The sequence below is a fragment of the Actinopolyspora mortivallis DSM 44261 genome (genome assembly GCF_000384035.1).
GTDB lineage: Bacteria > Actinomycetota > Actinomycetes > Mycobacteriales > Pseudonocardiaceae > Actinopolyspora > Actinopolyspora mortivallis.
In genome coordinates this window covers 3,213,993-3,227,993 of sequence record NZ_KB913024.1, presented here as the reverse complement: position 1 = coordinate 3,227,993, position 14,001 = coordinate 3,213,993, and the positions used below count along the sequence as shown (strand labels likewise).

Below are 14,001 nucleotides of genomic sequence, written 5' to 3'. Positions count from 1 at the left end.
TTGATGAGTGAGTACTCACTCAGTACGGTGAGGACGTGAACGCGGAACATCCTCGGCGCAGGGCGCCGGCGATGAGCGTGGAACAGCGGCGCGACGAGATCGTGCGGGCCGCTCTTCCGCTGCTGGTCGAACACGGGGCCAACCTCACCACCCGGGCCGTGGCACAGGCCTCCGGAGTGGCCGAGGGCACCGTCTTCCGCGTCTTCACCGACAAGGAGGAACTGCTGCGCGCCTGCGTGTCCGAGGCGTTTCGCACCGACGAGGCGTGTGCTCGCATCAGAGGGATCCCGGCCGAGTACGACGTGGAGGAACGGCTCGAACGGGCCGCATCCGTCCTCCTGGACTACTTCCGTCGCCTGGGCAGACTCGTGCACAGCCTTTCCGCCTCGGGCTACGACGTGCACCGGCACGACGGGGTCGGCCACGACCACGCCGACTGCGAACCGGAATTCGTTCGCCAGCTGCTGGCGGCCTGTGTGACGTTGACGGAACCGGACCGACAGCGCTTCCGGGTTCCCCCGGAGACGCTGGTCCGGATGCTGTTCGGGCTGCTGATGAGCATGCGGTTCGACCCGACGGCCCAGGAGGACGAGCACACGGCGCTCGCGCTGCGCGTCGACGTGCTGCTCCGTGGGGCACTGGCCGAACGAGGTCCAGAACGACACCGCTGAAGAAGGACGCCATGACAAGACCACCGATCGAGGTCGACCACGTCAGCAAGGAGTTCGGCAGGTTCAGGGCACTGGACGACGTGAGTCTCGCGGTGCCACGGGGATCGGTGCTGGGGTTGCTGGGGCACAACGGCGCGGGCAAGACCACACTGGTCAACATTCTGAGCACCCTGTCACCGCCCACCAGCGGGACCGCGCGGGTGGCCGGCTACGACGTGGTGCGCGAGAGCAGGAGCGTCTGCTCCCGCATAGGACTGACCGGCCAGTTCGCCGCCGTGGACGAACAGCTGAGCGGGCTGGACAACCTGGTGCTCATAGCCAGGCTGCTCGGAGCGGGCAAACGCGCGGCCACCCGGCGCGCCGAGGAGCTGTTGCAGCTGTTCGAACTCACCGAGGCGGCGAAACGGCCCGCGCGGTCCTACTCGGGAGGGATGCGGCGCCGACTGGACCTGGCCGCGAGCCTCGTCGGCCGCCCCGACGTGATCTTCCTCGACGAGCCCACCACCGGCCTGGACCCCTCCAGCCGCATGGGGTTGTGGCAGATCGTGGAGACCCTGGTCGACGACGGCACCACCGTGTTGCTGACCACCCAGTACCTCGACGAGGCCGACCGGCTGGCCGACTCCATCACCGTGCTGTCCAGCGGAAAAGTCATCGCCTCCGGCACGGCCGAGGAACTCAAGGCCGAGGTGGGCCAGCGCACGGCCAGCGCCACCCTCGCCGACCCCGCCGACGCGGAACGGGCCCTGAGCGCCCTGACCGCCCACGGGCTCAACCCCGTGCACGACCAGGAGCGGCACGTGGTCAGCGCCCCCGTGGACTCCTCGCGCGAGCTCGCCGTGGTCGTGCGGGCCCTGGACGAGGCCGGTGTCGAGGTCGACGGGCTCGGTCTCGGCGAACCCACCCTGGACGACGTCTACCTCACCCTGACCGGACACTCGACCGGATCCGCGGTCCGAAGCGAGGAGCGGAAGAACACATGACCACCACAGTGCACGCGCCGCCGACCACCCCGGAGAGCACGGAACCGGAGCGCGGCAACTGGCACGGTGCCAACTTCCCCACCCAGATAGTCGTGCTCACCGGCAGATCCCTGCGGGCCATGCTCAAGGACCCGCAGATCGTCGTGTTCAGCCTGTTACATCCGCTGATCATGCTGACGCTGTTCAGCCAGGTCTTCGGCAAGGCCCTGATGGGCAGTATCGCCGCCCAGACGGACAGCTACATCAACTACCTGATGCCCGCGATCCTGGTGACCACGGGAATCGGGGCGGCGCTGCAGTCCGGGGTGGGGCTGGTCACGGACATGAAGAACGGAGTGATCGGACGCTTCCGCGCGTTGCCGATCCGGATGGGCTCGGTGCTGATCGCGCGCAGCCTGGCCGATCTGTTCCGCACCGCCCTGCAGCTCGTGATCCTGCTGCTGGCGGCGACGGCGCTGTTCGGGTTCTCCCCCGAGGGCGGCCTGGCGGGGACGGTGAGCGCGTGGCTGCTTGCGTTGCTGGTCAGCTGGTCGTTGGCCTGGGTGTTTCTGGCGATCGCCTCCTGGGTGCGCAAGGAGGAGGTCATGCAGAGCATCGGCTTCGTGGCGATGTTCCCGCTGATGTTCGCCTCCAGCGCGTTCGTCCCCCTGGACGCGCTGCCCGGCTGGTTGCGGGTGGTGGCCCGCGTCAACCCGCTCACCTACGCCGTGGACGCCTCCCGGGATCTCTGCCTGGCTCTTCCCGTGGGGGCCGGAGTCTGGTCCGCCGTGGGCACCAGCGTGATGCTGCTCGCGATCGGCGCCGCCTTCGCGGTGCGGGGCTTCCGGCGTCCCCTGTGAGCCGTGCCCGGAACCCGCGCGGTCTCCGGGGCGTGACCTCGCCCGCCACGAGGGGCGCGGAGACGAGCGAGCGCCGGGTCCGACCGGACCCGGCGCCGTGCTCCGCGTGGGAACACCCCGTGCGGATCAGCCCCGCTCCACGGCCATCTCGCCGAGCAGCGACCAGTCGTCCTGCGGGACCTGGGTGTTGATGACCCGGGGGGTCTCGGCCAGGTACGGAGGCAGGGTGCGCTGGGCCTGCTTGAAGTGCTCGGACTGCACGTGCGCGGCCCCGGCGTCCTCGTCGCGGAAGGCCTCGACCAGCACGTACTCCTCGGGGTTCTCGACACTGCGCGACCAGTCGAACCACAGGCAGCCCTCTTCCGCGCGGGTCGCCTCGGTGAACTCGCGCGCGATCTCGGGCCACCGGTCCGCGTGCTCGGAGAGCACGCGGAACTTGGCGGTGATGAAAATCATCGCTGCTCCCCTGTAGCGTTTCGAGTGGGATTCCCGGTGCGAGCCCGCCGTGTCGTGGCCAGCGGTCGTCGACGGGCCGTCGAACGGGAAGAACGGATTCCGGACGCGCAGCTTAACAGGGGTTTCCCGCTCGACACGGTCGCGGCCACCGGAGGAGTCACTTCGTCCGGAAGGTCCTTTTCGGCGGGTCGTCACCGGTGGTTCCGCTGGCGGCCGCCGTGGGAACAGGAGCGTCCCTTGCGGAGTTCCTCCTCCCGCAGCAGCCGGCGACGTCGCCACAGCATCGCGAGCAGCGCGCCCACCGCCACCGCGATCAGCACGTGGGAGTTCGGCAGCCGCGTCGACAACTCACGTATCCCGGAGCCGAGCTCGTACTGGGTCTCGGTGTCCACGAGCCCGCCGAGGCCGGCCGTGGCCTCCGTGGTCAGGAAGAGCACTCCCATGCCCACGAACAGCAGGCCGGAGACGAGGTTGGTGGTGTGCACCCGGAAACCGGCCACGCTCACCTCCCTACCGCGCAGCCATCGTCGTCGCCCGAGTCGCTCCCACAGCGCTGCCAGCACGAACAGCGGGCAGGCCATTCCCAGGGCGAACACGGCCAGCAACACGGCTCCGTAGCCGGGGCTGGCGCCGGTGGCGGCCACGGTCAGCACGCCCCCGAGCAGCGGACCCGCGCAGAACCCGGCGAGACCGTAGACGCTGCCCAGCGCGAGCACCGAGGCCGCCGAGGAGATCCGGACTCCTCCGGCGATACGTTGGGCCGCCCCGATCCCGGTGCCCCCGCCGGTGAGCTGGACGAGGCCGAGACCGATCAGCAGCAGTCCCCCGGCCAGGGTCAGTTCCCGGCGGTAGCCGGTGAACAGGGCTCCGAGCAGCCCGGAGGTGACCCCCAGCGGGACCAGGGTGGTGCACAGTCCCACGTAGAAGACGGCGGTGTGGGCGAGCAGCCTCGTCGGGGAACCGAAGGCGTAGGCGAAGAAGGAGGGCAGCAGCAACGCCGAACAGGGACTGACCAGAGTGAGCAGTCCCCCCAGGAACGCGCCGAGCAGACCGACCTGGCTCACCGTGGCCCCGCCTGTTCGGCGGCCTGCTCGACGGCCGAGGCGAACACCTCGAACGGCTGGGCCCCCATGATCGGCCTGCCGTTGACCAGGAAGGTCGGGGTGCTCGACACCCCCACCCGGACTCCCTCGGAACGGTCCGCCCGCAGGGCCGTGGCCACCTCGGGGGAGCGCATGTCCGCGCGGAACCGCTCGATGTCGGCCACGCCGGCCTGTTCGGCGTAGCGGACCAGCTTCTCCGGCGGCAGGTCGGGGTGCCCGTGCTCCGGGGCGTGGGAGTAGACGGTTCGCTCGAACTCCCAGAAACGGTGCTGCCGCGCCGCGGCACGACCGGCCTTGGCCGCGCGGATCGACTGTTCACCGAATATGGGGTAGTCCCGCCACTCGACCCGCAGCACTCCCGGTTCCACGTAGCGGTCCACCAGTTTCGGCAGGGCGTCGGTGGCGAACTCCGCGCAGAACGGGCAGCGGAAGTCCTCGTAGGCCACCAGGACCACGGGGGCCTCCGGTGAGCCGAGGGCCAGCGGGTCACCGGGGTTCCTGCGGGCCGGTGAGTCCACCGAGCCGGATCGTTGCCGTGCCGCGCTGTCCGGGGCGCCGGTGGATCCGGAACCGTGGTGTCTGGCGAGCACGGAAACCACCAGCACGGCCACGACCACCACGAGTATCGCGATCGCGGCGTTCGTGCGTCGGATACGGGTGCGTGTGTCCACAGTGCCCATGCGTGACTTCCGTTCCCGTCGCCACCTTCCTACTAGGAAGGATAGTAGTTCTTGGCGGGCACGGTGGACCGACCCGGTGCGTTCAGCCGAACGTCCGCAGGGCCAGGCAGCCGACCAGCGCACACCCGGAGAAGAGCACCACACCCGTGAGACCGGGCAGCAGCGAGGCGAACGAGGCCACCAGGTACTCGGCACGCCGTCGCAGGGTGTTTCCGGGCGGCTGACGGGCCGGATCCAGCCAGCGCAGCCGTAGTTCCACGGCCTCCCTGGACATCGCCAGCGACTCCCGCGGCGTGGTGTGGGACTCCACCGCGCACAGCGCCCTGCGCAGCCCTTCCTTTCCGCAGACGCGTACCGCGGCCGTGTCGGCGGCCAACTCGACCGAGACCCGGACGGCGGTGGGAGCGGCCCGGAACAGCGGCACGAACGGCAACGCCCACGCCAACACCTCGGCCAGCGCCACGAGTTCGTGGTGGCGTCCGCGCAGGTGGGCACGCTCGTGGGCCAGGATGGCCTCCCGCGCCGGCGGGTCAAGCCCGGTGACGCCGGTCGTGGCCACCACGGTTCCGCGCCGTCCCCCCATGCTGTAGGCGACCGGGGTGTTTTCCGGCAGCCAGAACACGCGGGGGTCGGTTGCCTCCCTGATCCCGAGGAAACGCAGCAGCGACAGGTGTTCGTCCCGGCGTGCCGTGTGCTGTCGGCTCCGGCGCACCGCCACCACCAGCACGCGCAGGCCCGCACAGGCCACCACGCCGATCCCCGTCACGCGGACGATGGTCTGCTCCAGGTAGCGGCCGGTGTTGATGCAGGTGTTGGCCATCCCCACCAGGCCGTCCACCGACTCGTTGTGCGGAATCCCGAGCAGCACCGCCCCGCCGCAGGCGGCCGCGACGACGAACAGTGTGGACACCGTCCACGCCGTGAGCGCCAGTCCCGGCGGGATGCGCGGGGACAGGGTCTTGTCCAGGTAGTGCGGCCCCGTGACCGCCACGAGCAGCGCGGCGGCCAGCAAACCCAGTGCCAGGGTCATCACGAACCGTTCTCGGGAGGTTCCCACCGGTCCAGGGCGCGGCGCAGCAGCCGCGACTCGTGTCCGGAGGCGGAGCGGGCGAAGTGCAGCAGCACCGAGTCCGCGTCGCCGGAGGACTCCAGCACCTCGCGGATCAGTCCGGCACCGGCCTCCTCCCTGGTGCGGGCCGGGGTGTACCGGTAGGCTCGACCGTCCTTGGCCCGGTTCGCCCAGCCCTTGGTGTGCAGGTGGTCGAGCACGGTCATCACCGTGGTGTAGGCCAGTTTGCGCTGGCCGGGGAGACGTTCCAGCACGTCGCGCACCCGCAACGGTTTCTCGGCCGCCCAGAGTACGTTCATGACCTTCAGTTCCAGCTCACCCAAACCGAGCACGCCGGTGATTCTACGGAGCGTCGCCTCGGCTGTTCGCGCGGTGTCCCCCGTTCGTCGGAGAACCCCTTCGGCGGAGCGGTGGGAGGGTCCGAGCCGTGACCGGAGTCGGTGGGTTCCGATGGCGTCTGCTGGGAGGGGAACTCACCCGCGGAGCTCGGCCGGGGGACGTGGTGCGGTCAGCGCGTCGAGTCCGACCCCCGGACTCCGCTCGCCGGTGCGGTTGTGCGGCAGCAGCGCGAGCAGACGCGCCATCGGACAGGTGTCGCTGAGGGCCGCGAAGGTCAGTCCGGCCCCGACGAAACCGGCCACCCACTTCATCGGACGGTGGACGAGGCTGCCGAGCACCCCCACCAGCACCAGTGACCCGGCCACCAACCGGACCTGCCGCTCCATCTCCCAACCGCCGGAGCTCCGCCGCAGCGGCGCCCCGTGTTCTCTCCAGGAGTTCACCCCGCCCCGCAGCACGGCCAGCCGTTCGAGACCGGTGCCCTCCAGGAGCCCGCGCGCCTGTTCGGCCCGTTCTCCCGAGGAGCACACGAGCAGCACCGGGTCGCGGTGTTCGACACGCAGGTCCTCGGCGTGTTCACGCAGCAGCCGCAGCGGCACGTTGTACGACCCGGGAACGCGCACGGCTGTGAACTCGCCCGGTGTGCGCACGTCCACGACCCGCACGGTGGGATTGTCGTCGAGCAGTGCGCGCGCCTCGGGTGTGTCCAGTACGGATCCGTCCTCGAAGGACATCGTGGTCTCCCTGGTCGGGGTTCGCGGTCTCGGTCTCCGGCTCGGCTTCCAACGACTGCCGGACTCCACGGTGGACCGCACCCGCGGTCGGTAGTGGAACAGGTGGTCCGTCGGCGTCGTCGCTCGACGCCGCAATGTTCCGGAGCGGCCACCGACACAGTGTACTCGGGCCGGGTGCGGTGAGAGCTCTCACACTCCCGTGGTCGTTCCCGGTCGGCGGCGGAAGGAGTCGGCTTCCGCGTTGAATGATTTTCGGGTGTTTGTCCGGTTTTTCGGATGGAGATCGCCCCGCAGATCTGTCGGATTCCCGTCAGGGGAGGTGGTTCGTTTCCCGGCTGGTCGCTTAGCAGGGCTGGTCACCGTTCTCCGTTCGTGGGGCGACTGGCACTTTGGGAAAGACGTGGAAATAGATAAAACCGCTCGGTTGGTTTAATCTGAGTGGGATGTTGAACAAGTCGGGGGACGAAGTGATGTCGACACGGCAGAAACGGGCCGAACGCACGCGGGAGCTCATCCTGCGCGCCGCGGCCGAGGTCTTCGAACGGGACGGGATCAGCACGGCCAGCCTGGCCTGGATCACCGAGGTGGCCGAGGTCTCCAAGGGAGCGCTGTACTTCCACTTCCGGTCGAAGGAGGAACTGGCCGGAGCGGTGTGTCTGGAGGGCATGGACCGCATGAACTCCCTCGTGCGGGAGTGCTACCGCGGACGGAGCCCCGCCCTCGAACGGCTGGCGACCCTCTGCCGGCAGCTGGTGCGCCTCGTTCGGGACGACGTGGTGGCCCGTGCGGCCGTTCGGTTGGCCAACGACGGAAGCGTCGGCGGGATGCTGCCGAGCGACCCGAACCGGGAGTGGTCGCGGGTGGTGCACCGGCTGTTGTCGCTGGCCCACTGGCAGGGAGGACTCAACAGGAGCGTCGACGTCGAGGCCCTGGCCCGCCTGCTCGTCTCCGCCACCGTCGGCGTGGAGGTGTTGTCCAGGAGGGACTCCTCGTGGCTGGACGAGGCCGTGGTCACACGCCTCTGGGACACCCTTCTCACCGCCTCGTCGGACTGAGTGCTTCCCGAGCCCGCGCGGGTCCTGTCACTCACCGGTCGATCTCGGTGGAGACCAGCGGGGTGTCCCCGTCACACACCACGGTGATCTCCACTTCCGTGTCCGCGGACTCGAAGGTGAGCTCGGCCTCCTCGGCGGGGCCGTCCTCCACGTCCTGGGCCTGGAAGCCCTGCGACGGGCTCCAGGAACGCAGCGAGGCCCGCTGTTCGGCGGAACAGCCCACGGTCACCGTGCCACCGGGAGTGCGTTCGACCTCGCTGGAGCCTTCCCCGGTGGGATCGGTCCGTTCGGGGCCGTCGCCGGGGACGGTGGGACCCGCCCGCGCCAGTTCGCGACGCACCTGTTCGGGCGAACTCATCGGTGCTCCCCCGTCGAGGATGCCCCGGCCGAGGACGGACACGGCCGTCAACCCCACCGCCACGGCGACAGCCGCGGCACAGCACCACCCCAACACCGCCAGTGCCGTACGGGTCTTTCCGGTGGGAACCCTCATGGGCACCACTATGCCAAGCCGGAACGAACGAGCGGTTCCGGTTACCGTGCAACGGTGGCACAGGTGCTGCTTGTCGAGGACGACTCGGCTCTTCGCACGTCGTTGAGCAGAGGACTGAGCGAGCGCGGGCACGCGGTCACCTCGGCCGTCACCGCGATGGACGGACTGAACCGGATCGTGGCGCACAAGCCCGACATCGTGGTGCTGGACATCGGCCTGCCGGACCTGGACGGGCGGGAGATGCTGCGGATGCTGCGCGCGGCCAGCCGGGTCCCGGTGATCGTGGGCACCGCGCGCGGCGGCGAGGACGAGATCGTCTCCGTGCTGGACTCGGGGGCCGACGACTACGTGGTCAAACCGTTCAGCGCGGGACACCTGGACGCCCGGATCCGCGCCGTGCTGCGCCGAGGGGGAGAGCAGCAGACCGCCCCCGAGGCGATCGTGGTGGGCGGACTCCGGGTGGATCCGGCGACGCGGTCGGCGAGTCTGGACGGCGAGCCACTGGAGCTCAACCCGAGGGAGTTCGACATGCTGCACTACCTCGCCGCGCGGGCCGGGCAGGTGGTGAGCAAACGCGAACTGCTCACCGAGGTGTGGCAGCTGCCCTACGGCGGTGCCGACAAGACCGTGGACGTGCACGTCTCCTGGCTGCGCCGCAAGCTCGGGGAGACGGCGCGGCAGGCGCGTTACCTGCACACGGTGCGCGGGGTGGGAATCCGCCTGGCCGCGCCGGAGGAGTCCGGGGACCGGTGATGCGGCGGCGTATCGCGGTGCTGGTGGTGGCCACCACCACCCTGGTGTTGGTGGCCTTCCTCATCCCGTTGGCCGTGCTGGTGCGCACGGTGGCCTTCGACCGTGCGGTGAACACCGCCACCACCGAGGCCCAGGCGTTGACCTCGGTGGTGGGGACGGTCGACCGGTCGACGCTGGAACTGAGCGTGCAGCGTGCCAACGCCCAGGGCCGGTTTCCCCTGACCGTCTTCCTCCGGGACGGCACGGTGTTGGGGGCGGAGGCCGAACGCACCCCGGCGGTGCGGCTGGCGGCCCGGGGGCGCAGTCTGACCGTGGACACCGACAGCGGGGTGGCCGTGCTGGTGTCGGTGGGGGACGCCTCGGGTGGTCAGGCGGTGATCCGCAGTGAGGTCGGTGAGCGGGAGCTCATGCGCGGGGTGCACCGGGCCTGGCTGCTGCTCGCGGGGCTCGGGGTGGTGCTGCTGGGGCTCAGTGTGCTGGTCGCCGACCGTCTGGCCCGTTCCCTGGTCCGTCCCACCCGGGAACTGTCCGAGGTCTCCCACCGGCTGGCCAACGGCGAGTTGGACGCCAGGGCACGGGTCGACTCGCCCCGGGAGATGCGGGACGTGGCCACCGCCCTGAACCACCTGGCCGGGCGGATCCGCGAGCTGCTGGCCGCCGAGCGCGAGTACGTCGCCGATCTCTCCCACCGGCTGCGCACCCCGTTGATGTCGCTGCGGCTGGACGCGGAGGCGCTGCGGGACCGGCAGGAGTCCGAACGCATCACCGAGCACGTGGACACGCTGCACCGTGAGGTCACCCGCATCATCGAACAGGCGGGCAGACGCAGCTCCGCGAAGTCGGCCCCGAGCGGCTGCGACGCGGTGGCGGTGGTCTCCGAGCGGGTGGAGTTCTGGGCGGTGCTGGCCGAGGACACCGAACGCGAGATGCGGGTGGACCTCGCGCCCGGCCCGCTGCGGGTGACGCTGGAGGCCTCGGAGCTGTCCGACTGCGTCGACGCGCTGCTGGGCAACGTCTTCGCCCACACCGAGGACGGGGTCGGCTTCGACGTGCGGCTGTTCCCCCACGAGGGGTTCGTGCGGCTGGTGGTGGCCGACGACGGGACCGGTTTCGGGGAGTCGGTCACCTCCGGGGAGCCGTTGAGTCGCGGTGCCAGCGGCAGCGGATCCACCGGGATCGGGCTGGACATCGTGCGACGGGCCGCCGACGAGTCCGGTGGGGCGGTGACCCTGGGAACCGGCGAACGTGGGGGAGCCCGGGTGACCGTGGACTTCGGGGTGCCCGAGCGGTAGCCCTGCCGGGACCCGCGCCCGTCGCTCGACCCGGTGGGGATCCTTAACCTCGTTTTAGTGTTCGGGTAGGGACCGTTTAGTGCCCGCGCTGTGACCGTGGTTGTCGGCAGTGACGGAGAACAGGGTTCTACCGGGAAAGGAGATCGACGTGCCGGCTACGAGGAAGTTGGTCGCGGCGCTGGCGGTCACGGGTGGGGTGCTCGCCCTGGGCGGCACCGCCGTGGCCTTCGGCGGTGGGGACGGACAGCAGCAGGCTCCGGCGGGGGACGGTTCCCCCGTGGTGCGCGAGGCTTCGGGACAGCCCTACACCGGCCCGGATCGGGACGAGATCCATACCGGCCCGGAGGAGTTCTATCACGGTCCCCGACCGGGGGACTGCACGAAGGATGCCCCGGAGGTCAGTGCCGAGCAGGCGCGGAAGACCGCGTTGGAGCGGGTGCCCGGCACGGCGCGGGTGACCGAGGTGGAGCTGGACCGCTGCTACGAGTTCGAGTGGGACGTGGAACTGCGCGAGGCCGACACCGAGTACGAGGTCACTGTGGACGCCCGCAGCGGTGACGTCCTCGGCTACGAGACCGACCGGGACGACTGACCGGGGCGAGTGCCCGATCCGGAGGGCGGGGTGTCCGCGTGCGCGGATGCCCCGTCCGAGTCGTGTCGCGGGGTGCTCCACTCCGGCTCGTCCGTGGCCCGTCGCTTTTCTGGGGAGGGCGTTCGGGTGGCTGTGACCTGCTTCTTCTGAATACTTCAAGTATCTAGAAGGTTACTCGAAGAGGTGATAATCTTCGCCCTTCGGAAGATCGTGTCACCAGCCTAGGGGGAGGGACGAACGTGTCTTCCGAAGGAGGGGGCGGCTATACCGTCCGTACTGGGGAACTGACCAGGATCGGCGCACGGTCGGGAGAGCTGGGCAGCGAGCTGCTGGGGCTGGTGCGGGCCGTCACGGAGGAGTCCACGGCGGCGGCACGGGCGCACCGGGGATGGGAACTCGCGGATCCCCTGGAGAGCGTGCGGCACAGCTGCGAACACAACATCGAGGGCTTCGGCCGGTGGCTCGACGACCTGGAGGACCGGTTGACGGCGGTCGCCCGCAACTACGAGGAGACCGACGAGTGGGCCCTGGACAAACTGCGGGGAAGCGGAGTCTGACCGGCCGTGGACTACCGGACGTTGAAGGAGGCCTCCCCCGCGAGCCTCTCCGAGGCGGGCAAGGCGTGGACCTCGTTGGTGGAGGAGTTCGACAGGATCATCGCCGAGTTCCGTTCCGAGGTGTGCGATCCCCTGGAGGAGGGGGAGTTCTGGCGCGGTGAGGCCAAGGAGCTCGCCGCCGCGCACGGGCTGCGGATCCACCGGAGTATGCGCGAGTACCGCGACCGCATCGTACCGGTGGGCAAGGCGTTGAACACCGCGGCGGAGGAACTGCTGGACTGCCAGAAGCAGATCGAGGACGTGGCCGGCGAGATCAACGACAGGAGGGACGAGGGGTGGCGTTTCGACTCGGACGGCACCATCACCTATCCCGACAACCAGCGGAGCGCCTACGAGGCCTACGTCGCCGAGGTCGAGGGAATCCTGTCGCGGGCCGCCGAGGCGGACCGGCAGGCCGCCCGGGCGCTGGCCGAGGCCGATGACACGCTCGAATACCTGGACAGGGTACTGGCCGAGGAGCGCCGGGAGGAGGAGCGGAAGGCCAAGGAGGCCGCCAAGCTGGCTTCCCAATCCCCGGACGAGCTCGGTTTCGAGGAGGCCGGAAAACTCCTGCGGTTGTTGCGGGAGAACGGCGGGGACCCCGCCTTCGCCGGGGAGTTCCTGGAACGGGTACGTCCGAAGCAGCTGCTCGAACTGACCGACGACCTGCAGTCCACGATCAAGGGGGACTGGGCGCGGCAGAGTCAGGGGTCCGGGACGAACAGCTCCGAACTGGTCAGTGGTCTGCAGCGGTGGTTGGGGGAGACGTTGGCCACCGGCACCGGCCCGGAGGGACGCGAGTACCTGGGTGAGGACCTGCACGGGCCGGAGGAGGAAGAGAGCACGGAGCAGCGGGCGCAGAACTACGGCCGACGACTGCTGAAGGCGGCGGAGAACTGGGGAGGCGGTTTCCTCGGGCTCGGTGACGAGGACGCGGGATACCGCTCACTCGGGATGCTGCTGCACAGCGGCGAGTACTCCAGCGAGTTCCTGAACACCGTGGGAGACGGGCTCGTCGAGGCCGACAGGAAGGACCCGTTCGAGCCGTTGCGGGGGACCAACCTCAATCACGTCGACGACCGAGGGCGCGGCGGGGACCCGCTGGTGGGGTTGATGACGGCTCTGGAGCACAGCCCGGAGGCGGCGAGTTCCTTCTTCGATCCCGCCCGCAACGACGAGAACCTGGCCCATCTCGTCGAGCGGGACTGGCCGGTGGACACCTACGACCACGCCGAGGGACCGAGGCACGACTCCTCCCCGACCGAGCGGGAGAAGACGCTCGGGCTCGATCTGCTCGGTAACGCCCTGGAGTCGGCCACCCTCGGCGAGCAGCACGGCAGCGCGGAGGGCGCCCGGAGCCTGGCGGGGCTGGTGCACACGCTGGCCAACAGGGAGGCCGGTATGGAGGACCCGGGACAGGGGACGGTGCCCGAGCCGCTGCGCGACAACCTCGGCAACATGCTGTCCAACTACATGAACGCGGTGCACGACTCCGGTGCACCGGTCGTGCACAGCAGCGAATCGCTCGGTCTGGACGGTGACGACCCGGACTGGGCGACGGGCGAGGCGGGACGCATGAGCCCGTTGTTCAGTCAGTACGAGGTGTACAAGGTGATGGGGTCGGCCGCCTACGACCCCGAGGTCTACGCCCAGTTGCGTGACGCCAACATGGCCTACACCGGTCTGACTCTGGACGACATCGCCCAGGACGACAGCAAGTCGCCGGAGGATCGCAGGCTCTCCATGAAGAAGGAGGCGAACCAGGCCGCGGCCGTGTTCGGTGCGCTGGATGAGGCCCGTGCCTACGCCGTGGACGAGCTCTACGACGGCAAGGACGCCGCCTACAACTCCAAGATCGAATTCGGAGGGAGTCTGGCCTCGTGGTCCCTGATCGGGGCCGGTGCGGCCTCGGGGGTCGTGGAGACCGTGGGGGCTCCCCTGGCGGCGGGAGGCAGCGTGGCGCTGGCCGACGGGGCCACGGCGCTGGCCGACCAGCTCAAACAGGACAGTTCGAACATCGTGACCCGGGACACCGCCGACCTCAGGGAAGAAGGGCACAAGGACGCCCACAAGCTGCTGCAGCAGTCGTTGTGGGAGAACCGGATGTGGCGGGAGGGGATGGGACCGCCCGCGGATCTGATGCCCGACGAGGGTGGGGATGGTCCGTCGCGACTTGTCGATTCGAACGGAGACCTGCCAAGAGACTACGACAGGTGGCTCGGCGAATCCAATCCGTATGGATTCGAGGGGCAGACGGTGCAGAACACCTATGACACCGGGGCGAGTATTTACGCGAACGCCACGGGGCGCCGCCCGGTGCGGGTGAGCGAGACGGAGTGAGGTCGG

16 protein-coding genes are annotated in these 14,001 nt (G+C 69.7%); 9 read left to right on the top strand and 7 right to left on the bottom strand.

Annotated features, from left to right (window positions below):
- Window positions 1-35 precede the first annotated feature (35 nt).
- The 3 genes from ACTMO_RS0115210 to ACTMO_RS0115200 are packed head-to-tail and all read left to right on the top strand — an operon-like array spanning window position 36 to window position 2,493.
- Window positions 36-671, top strand: a complete 636-nt coding sequence (locus tag ACTMO_RS0115210; RefSeq protein WP_033401553.1) for a TetR/AcrR family transcriptional regulator — start codon at window positions 36-38, stop codon at window positions 669-671.
- 11 nt (window positions 672-682) lie between these two features.
- A complete protein-coding gene (locus tag ACTMO_RS0115205) occupies window positions 683-1,654 on the top strand; it encodes a daunorubicin resistance protein DrrA family ABC transporter ATP-binding protein (RefSeq protein ID WP_019855547.1) in 972 nt (323 codons plus the stop codon).
- Window positions 1,651-2,493, top strand: a complete 843-nt coding sequence (locus ACTMO_RS0115200; protein WP_019855546.1) for an ABC transporter permease — start codon at window positions 1,651-1,653, stop codon at window positions 2,491-2,493. Before ACTMO_RS0115205 ends, ACTMO_RS0115200 begins: the two co-directional genes overlap by 4 nt.
- A 126-nt stretch (window positions 2,494-2,619) precedes the next feature.
- Here ACTMO_RS0115200 and ACTMO_RS0115195 read toward each other — a convergent pair whose 3' ends face one another.
- The 6 genes from ACTMO_RS0115195 to ACTMO_RS0115170 form a co-directional block, all read right to left on the bottom strand.
- Window positions 2,620-2,949 carry a putative quinol monooxygenase gene (locus ACTMO_RS0115195; RefSeq protein WP_019855545.1) on the bottom strand — a complete coding sequence of 110 codons (330 nt, stop codon included), beginning with the start codon at window positions 2,947-2,949 and terminating at the stop codon, window positions 2,620-2,622.
- A 191-nt stretch (window positions 2,950-3,140) separates the two neighbouring features.
- On the bottom strand, window positions 3,141-4,013 hold the full coding sequence (locus tag ACTMO_RS0115190) for a cytochrome c biogenesis CcdA family protein (protein WP_019855544.1): 873 nt from the start codon (window positions 4,011-4,013) through the stop codon (window positions 3,141-3,143).
- The gene (locus ACTMO_RS0115185; RefSeq protein WP_019855543.1) at window positions 4,010-4,732 is read right to left on the bottom strand and encodes a DsbA family protein; all 723 of its coding nucleotides are present in this window, start codon (window positions 4,730-4,732) and stop codon (window positions 4,010-4,012) included. Before ACTMO_RS0115185 ends, ACTMO_RS0115190 begins: the two co-directional genes overlap by 4 nt.
- A gap of 82 nt (window positions 4,733-4,814) precedes the next feature.
- The gene (locus ACTMO_RS0115180) at window positions 4,815-5,762 is read right to left on the bottom strand and encodes a M56 family metallopeptidase (RefSeq protein ID WP_019855542.1); all 948 of its coding nucleotides are present in this window, start codon (window positions 5,760-5,762) and stop codon (window positions 4,815-4,817) included.
- Window positions 5,762-6,133: a BlaI/MecI/CopY family transcriptional regulator gene (locus ACTMO_RS0115175; RefSeq protein ID WP_019855541.1), complete on the bottom strand. Its 372-nt coding sequence runs from the start codon at window positions 6,131-6,133 to the stop codon at window positions 5,762-5,764. Before ACTMO_RS0115175 ends, ACTMO_RS0115180 begins: the two co-directional genes overlap by 1 nt.
- A gap of 141 nt (window positions 6,134-6,274) precedes the next feature.
- Complete coding sequence (locus ACTMO_RS0115170; protein ID WP_019855540.1) at window positions 6,275-6,874, bottom strand: rhodanese-like domain-containing protein; 600 nt, start codon at window positions 6,872-6,874, stop codon at window positions 6,275-6,277.
- 443 nt (window positions 6,875-7,317) lie between these two features.
- On the opposite strand from ACTMO_RS0115170, the gene ACTMO_RS0115160 reads away from it, so the two are divergent.
- Window positions 7,318-7,929, top strand: coding sequence for a ScbR family autoregulator-binding transcription factor (locus ACTMO_RS0115160; RefSeq protein ID WP_245556201.1), 612 nt, complete (start codon window positions 7,318-7,320; stop codon window positions 7,927-7,929).
- Window positions 7,930-7,960: 31 nt separating this feature from the next.
- Here ACTMO_RS0115160 and ACTMO_RS0115155 read toward each other — a convergent pair whose 3' ends face one another.
- Complete coding sequence (locus ACTMO_RS0115155; RefSeq protein ID WP_019855537.1) at window positions 7,961-8,422, bottom strand: hypothetical protein; 462 nt, start codon at window positions 8,420-8,422, stop codon at window positions 7,961-7,963.
- A 54-nt stretch (window positions 8,423-8,476) separates the two neighbouring features.
- Between ACTMO_RS0115155 and ACTMO_RS0115150 the strand changes: the two genes are divergently transcribed.
- The 5 genes from ACTMO_RS0115150 (at window position 8,477) to ACTMO_RS0115130 (ending at window position 13,995) form a co-directional block, all read left to right on the top strand.
- The gene (locus ACTMO_RS0115150; protein ID WP_019855536.1) at window positions 8,477-9,175 is read left to right on the top strand and encodes a response regulator transcription factor; all 699 of its coding nucleotides are present in this window, start codon (window positions 8,477-8,479) and stop codon (window positions 9,173-9,175) included.
- Complete coding sequence (locus ACTMO_RS0115145; RefSeq protein ID WP_026449276.1) at window positions 9,175-10,467, top strand: sensor histidine kinase; 1,293 nt, start codon at window positions 9,175-9,177, stop codon at window positions 10,465-10,467. The genes ACTMO_RS0115150 and ACTMO_RS0115145 overlap by 1 nt, the downstream gene beginning before the upstream one ends.
- 148 nt (window positions 10,468-10,615) lie before the next feature.
- On the top strand, window positions 10,616-11,059 hold the full coding sequence (locus ACTMO_RS0115140; protein WP_157062908.1) for a PepSY domain-containing protein: 444 nt from the start codon (window positions 10,616-10,618) through the stop codon (window positions 11,057-11,059).
- Window positions 11,060-11,298: 239 nt separating this feature from the next.
- On the top strand, window positions 11,299-11,616 hold the full coding sequence (locus ACTMO_RS0115135; RefSeq protein WP_019855533.1) for a type VII secretion target: 318 nt from the start codon (window positions 11,299-11,301) through the stop codon (window positions 11,614-11,616).
- Window positions 11,617-11,622: 6 nt separating this feature from the next.
- Window positions 11,623-13,995, top strand: coding sequence for a DUF6571 family protein (locus ACTMO_RS0115130; RefSeq protein WP_019855532.1), 2,373 nt, complete (start codon window positions 11,623-11,625; stop codon window positions 13,993-13,995).
- Window positions 13,996-14,001 lie beyond the last annotated feature (6 nt).

Excerpts from the sequence above, each read along its gene's own strand:
- ACTMO_RS0115160 (WP_245556201.1), top strand. The coding sequence starts at position 7,318 with ATGTTGAACAAGTCGGGGGACGAAGTGATGTCGACACGGCAGAAACGG.
- ACTMO_RS0115185 (WP_019855543.1), bottom strand. The coding sequence starts at position 4,732 with ATGGGCACTGTGGACACACGCACCCGTATCCGACGCACGAACGCCGCG.
- ACTMO_RS0115155 (WP_019855537.1), bottom strand. The coding sequence starts at position 8,422 with ATGAGGGTTCCCACCGGAAAGACCCGTACGGCACTGGCGGTGTTGGGG.
- ACTMO_RS0115180 (WP_019855542.1), bottom strand. The coding sequence starts at position 5,762 with ATGACCCTGGCACTGGGTTTGCTGGCCGCCGCGCTGCTCGTGGCGGTC.
- ACTMO_RS0115170 (WP_019855540.1), bottom strand. The coding sequence starts at position 6,874 with ATGTCCTTCGAGGACGGATCCGTACTGGACACACCCGAGGCGCGCGCA.
- ACTMO_RS0115145 (WP_026449276.1), top strand. The coding sequence starts at position 9,175 with ATGCGGCGGCGTATCGCGGTGCTGGTGGTGGCCACCACCACCCTGGTG.
- ACTMO_RS0115200 (WP_019855546.1), top strand. The coding sequence starts at position 1,651 with ATGACCACCACAGTGCACGCGCCGCCGACCACCCCGGAGAGCACGGAA.
- ACTMO_RS0115195 (WP_019855545.1), bottom strand. The coding sequence starts at position 2,949 with ATGATTTTCATCACCGCCAAGTTCCGCGTGCTCTCCGAGCACGCGGAC.
- ACTMO_RS0115205 (WP_019855547.1), top strand. The coding sequence starts at position 683 with ATGACAAGACCACCGATCGAGGTCGACCACGTCAGCAAGGAGTTCGGC.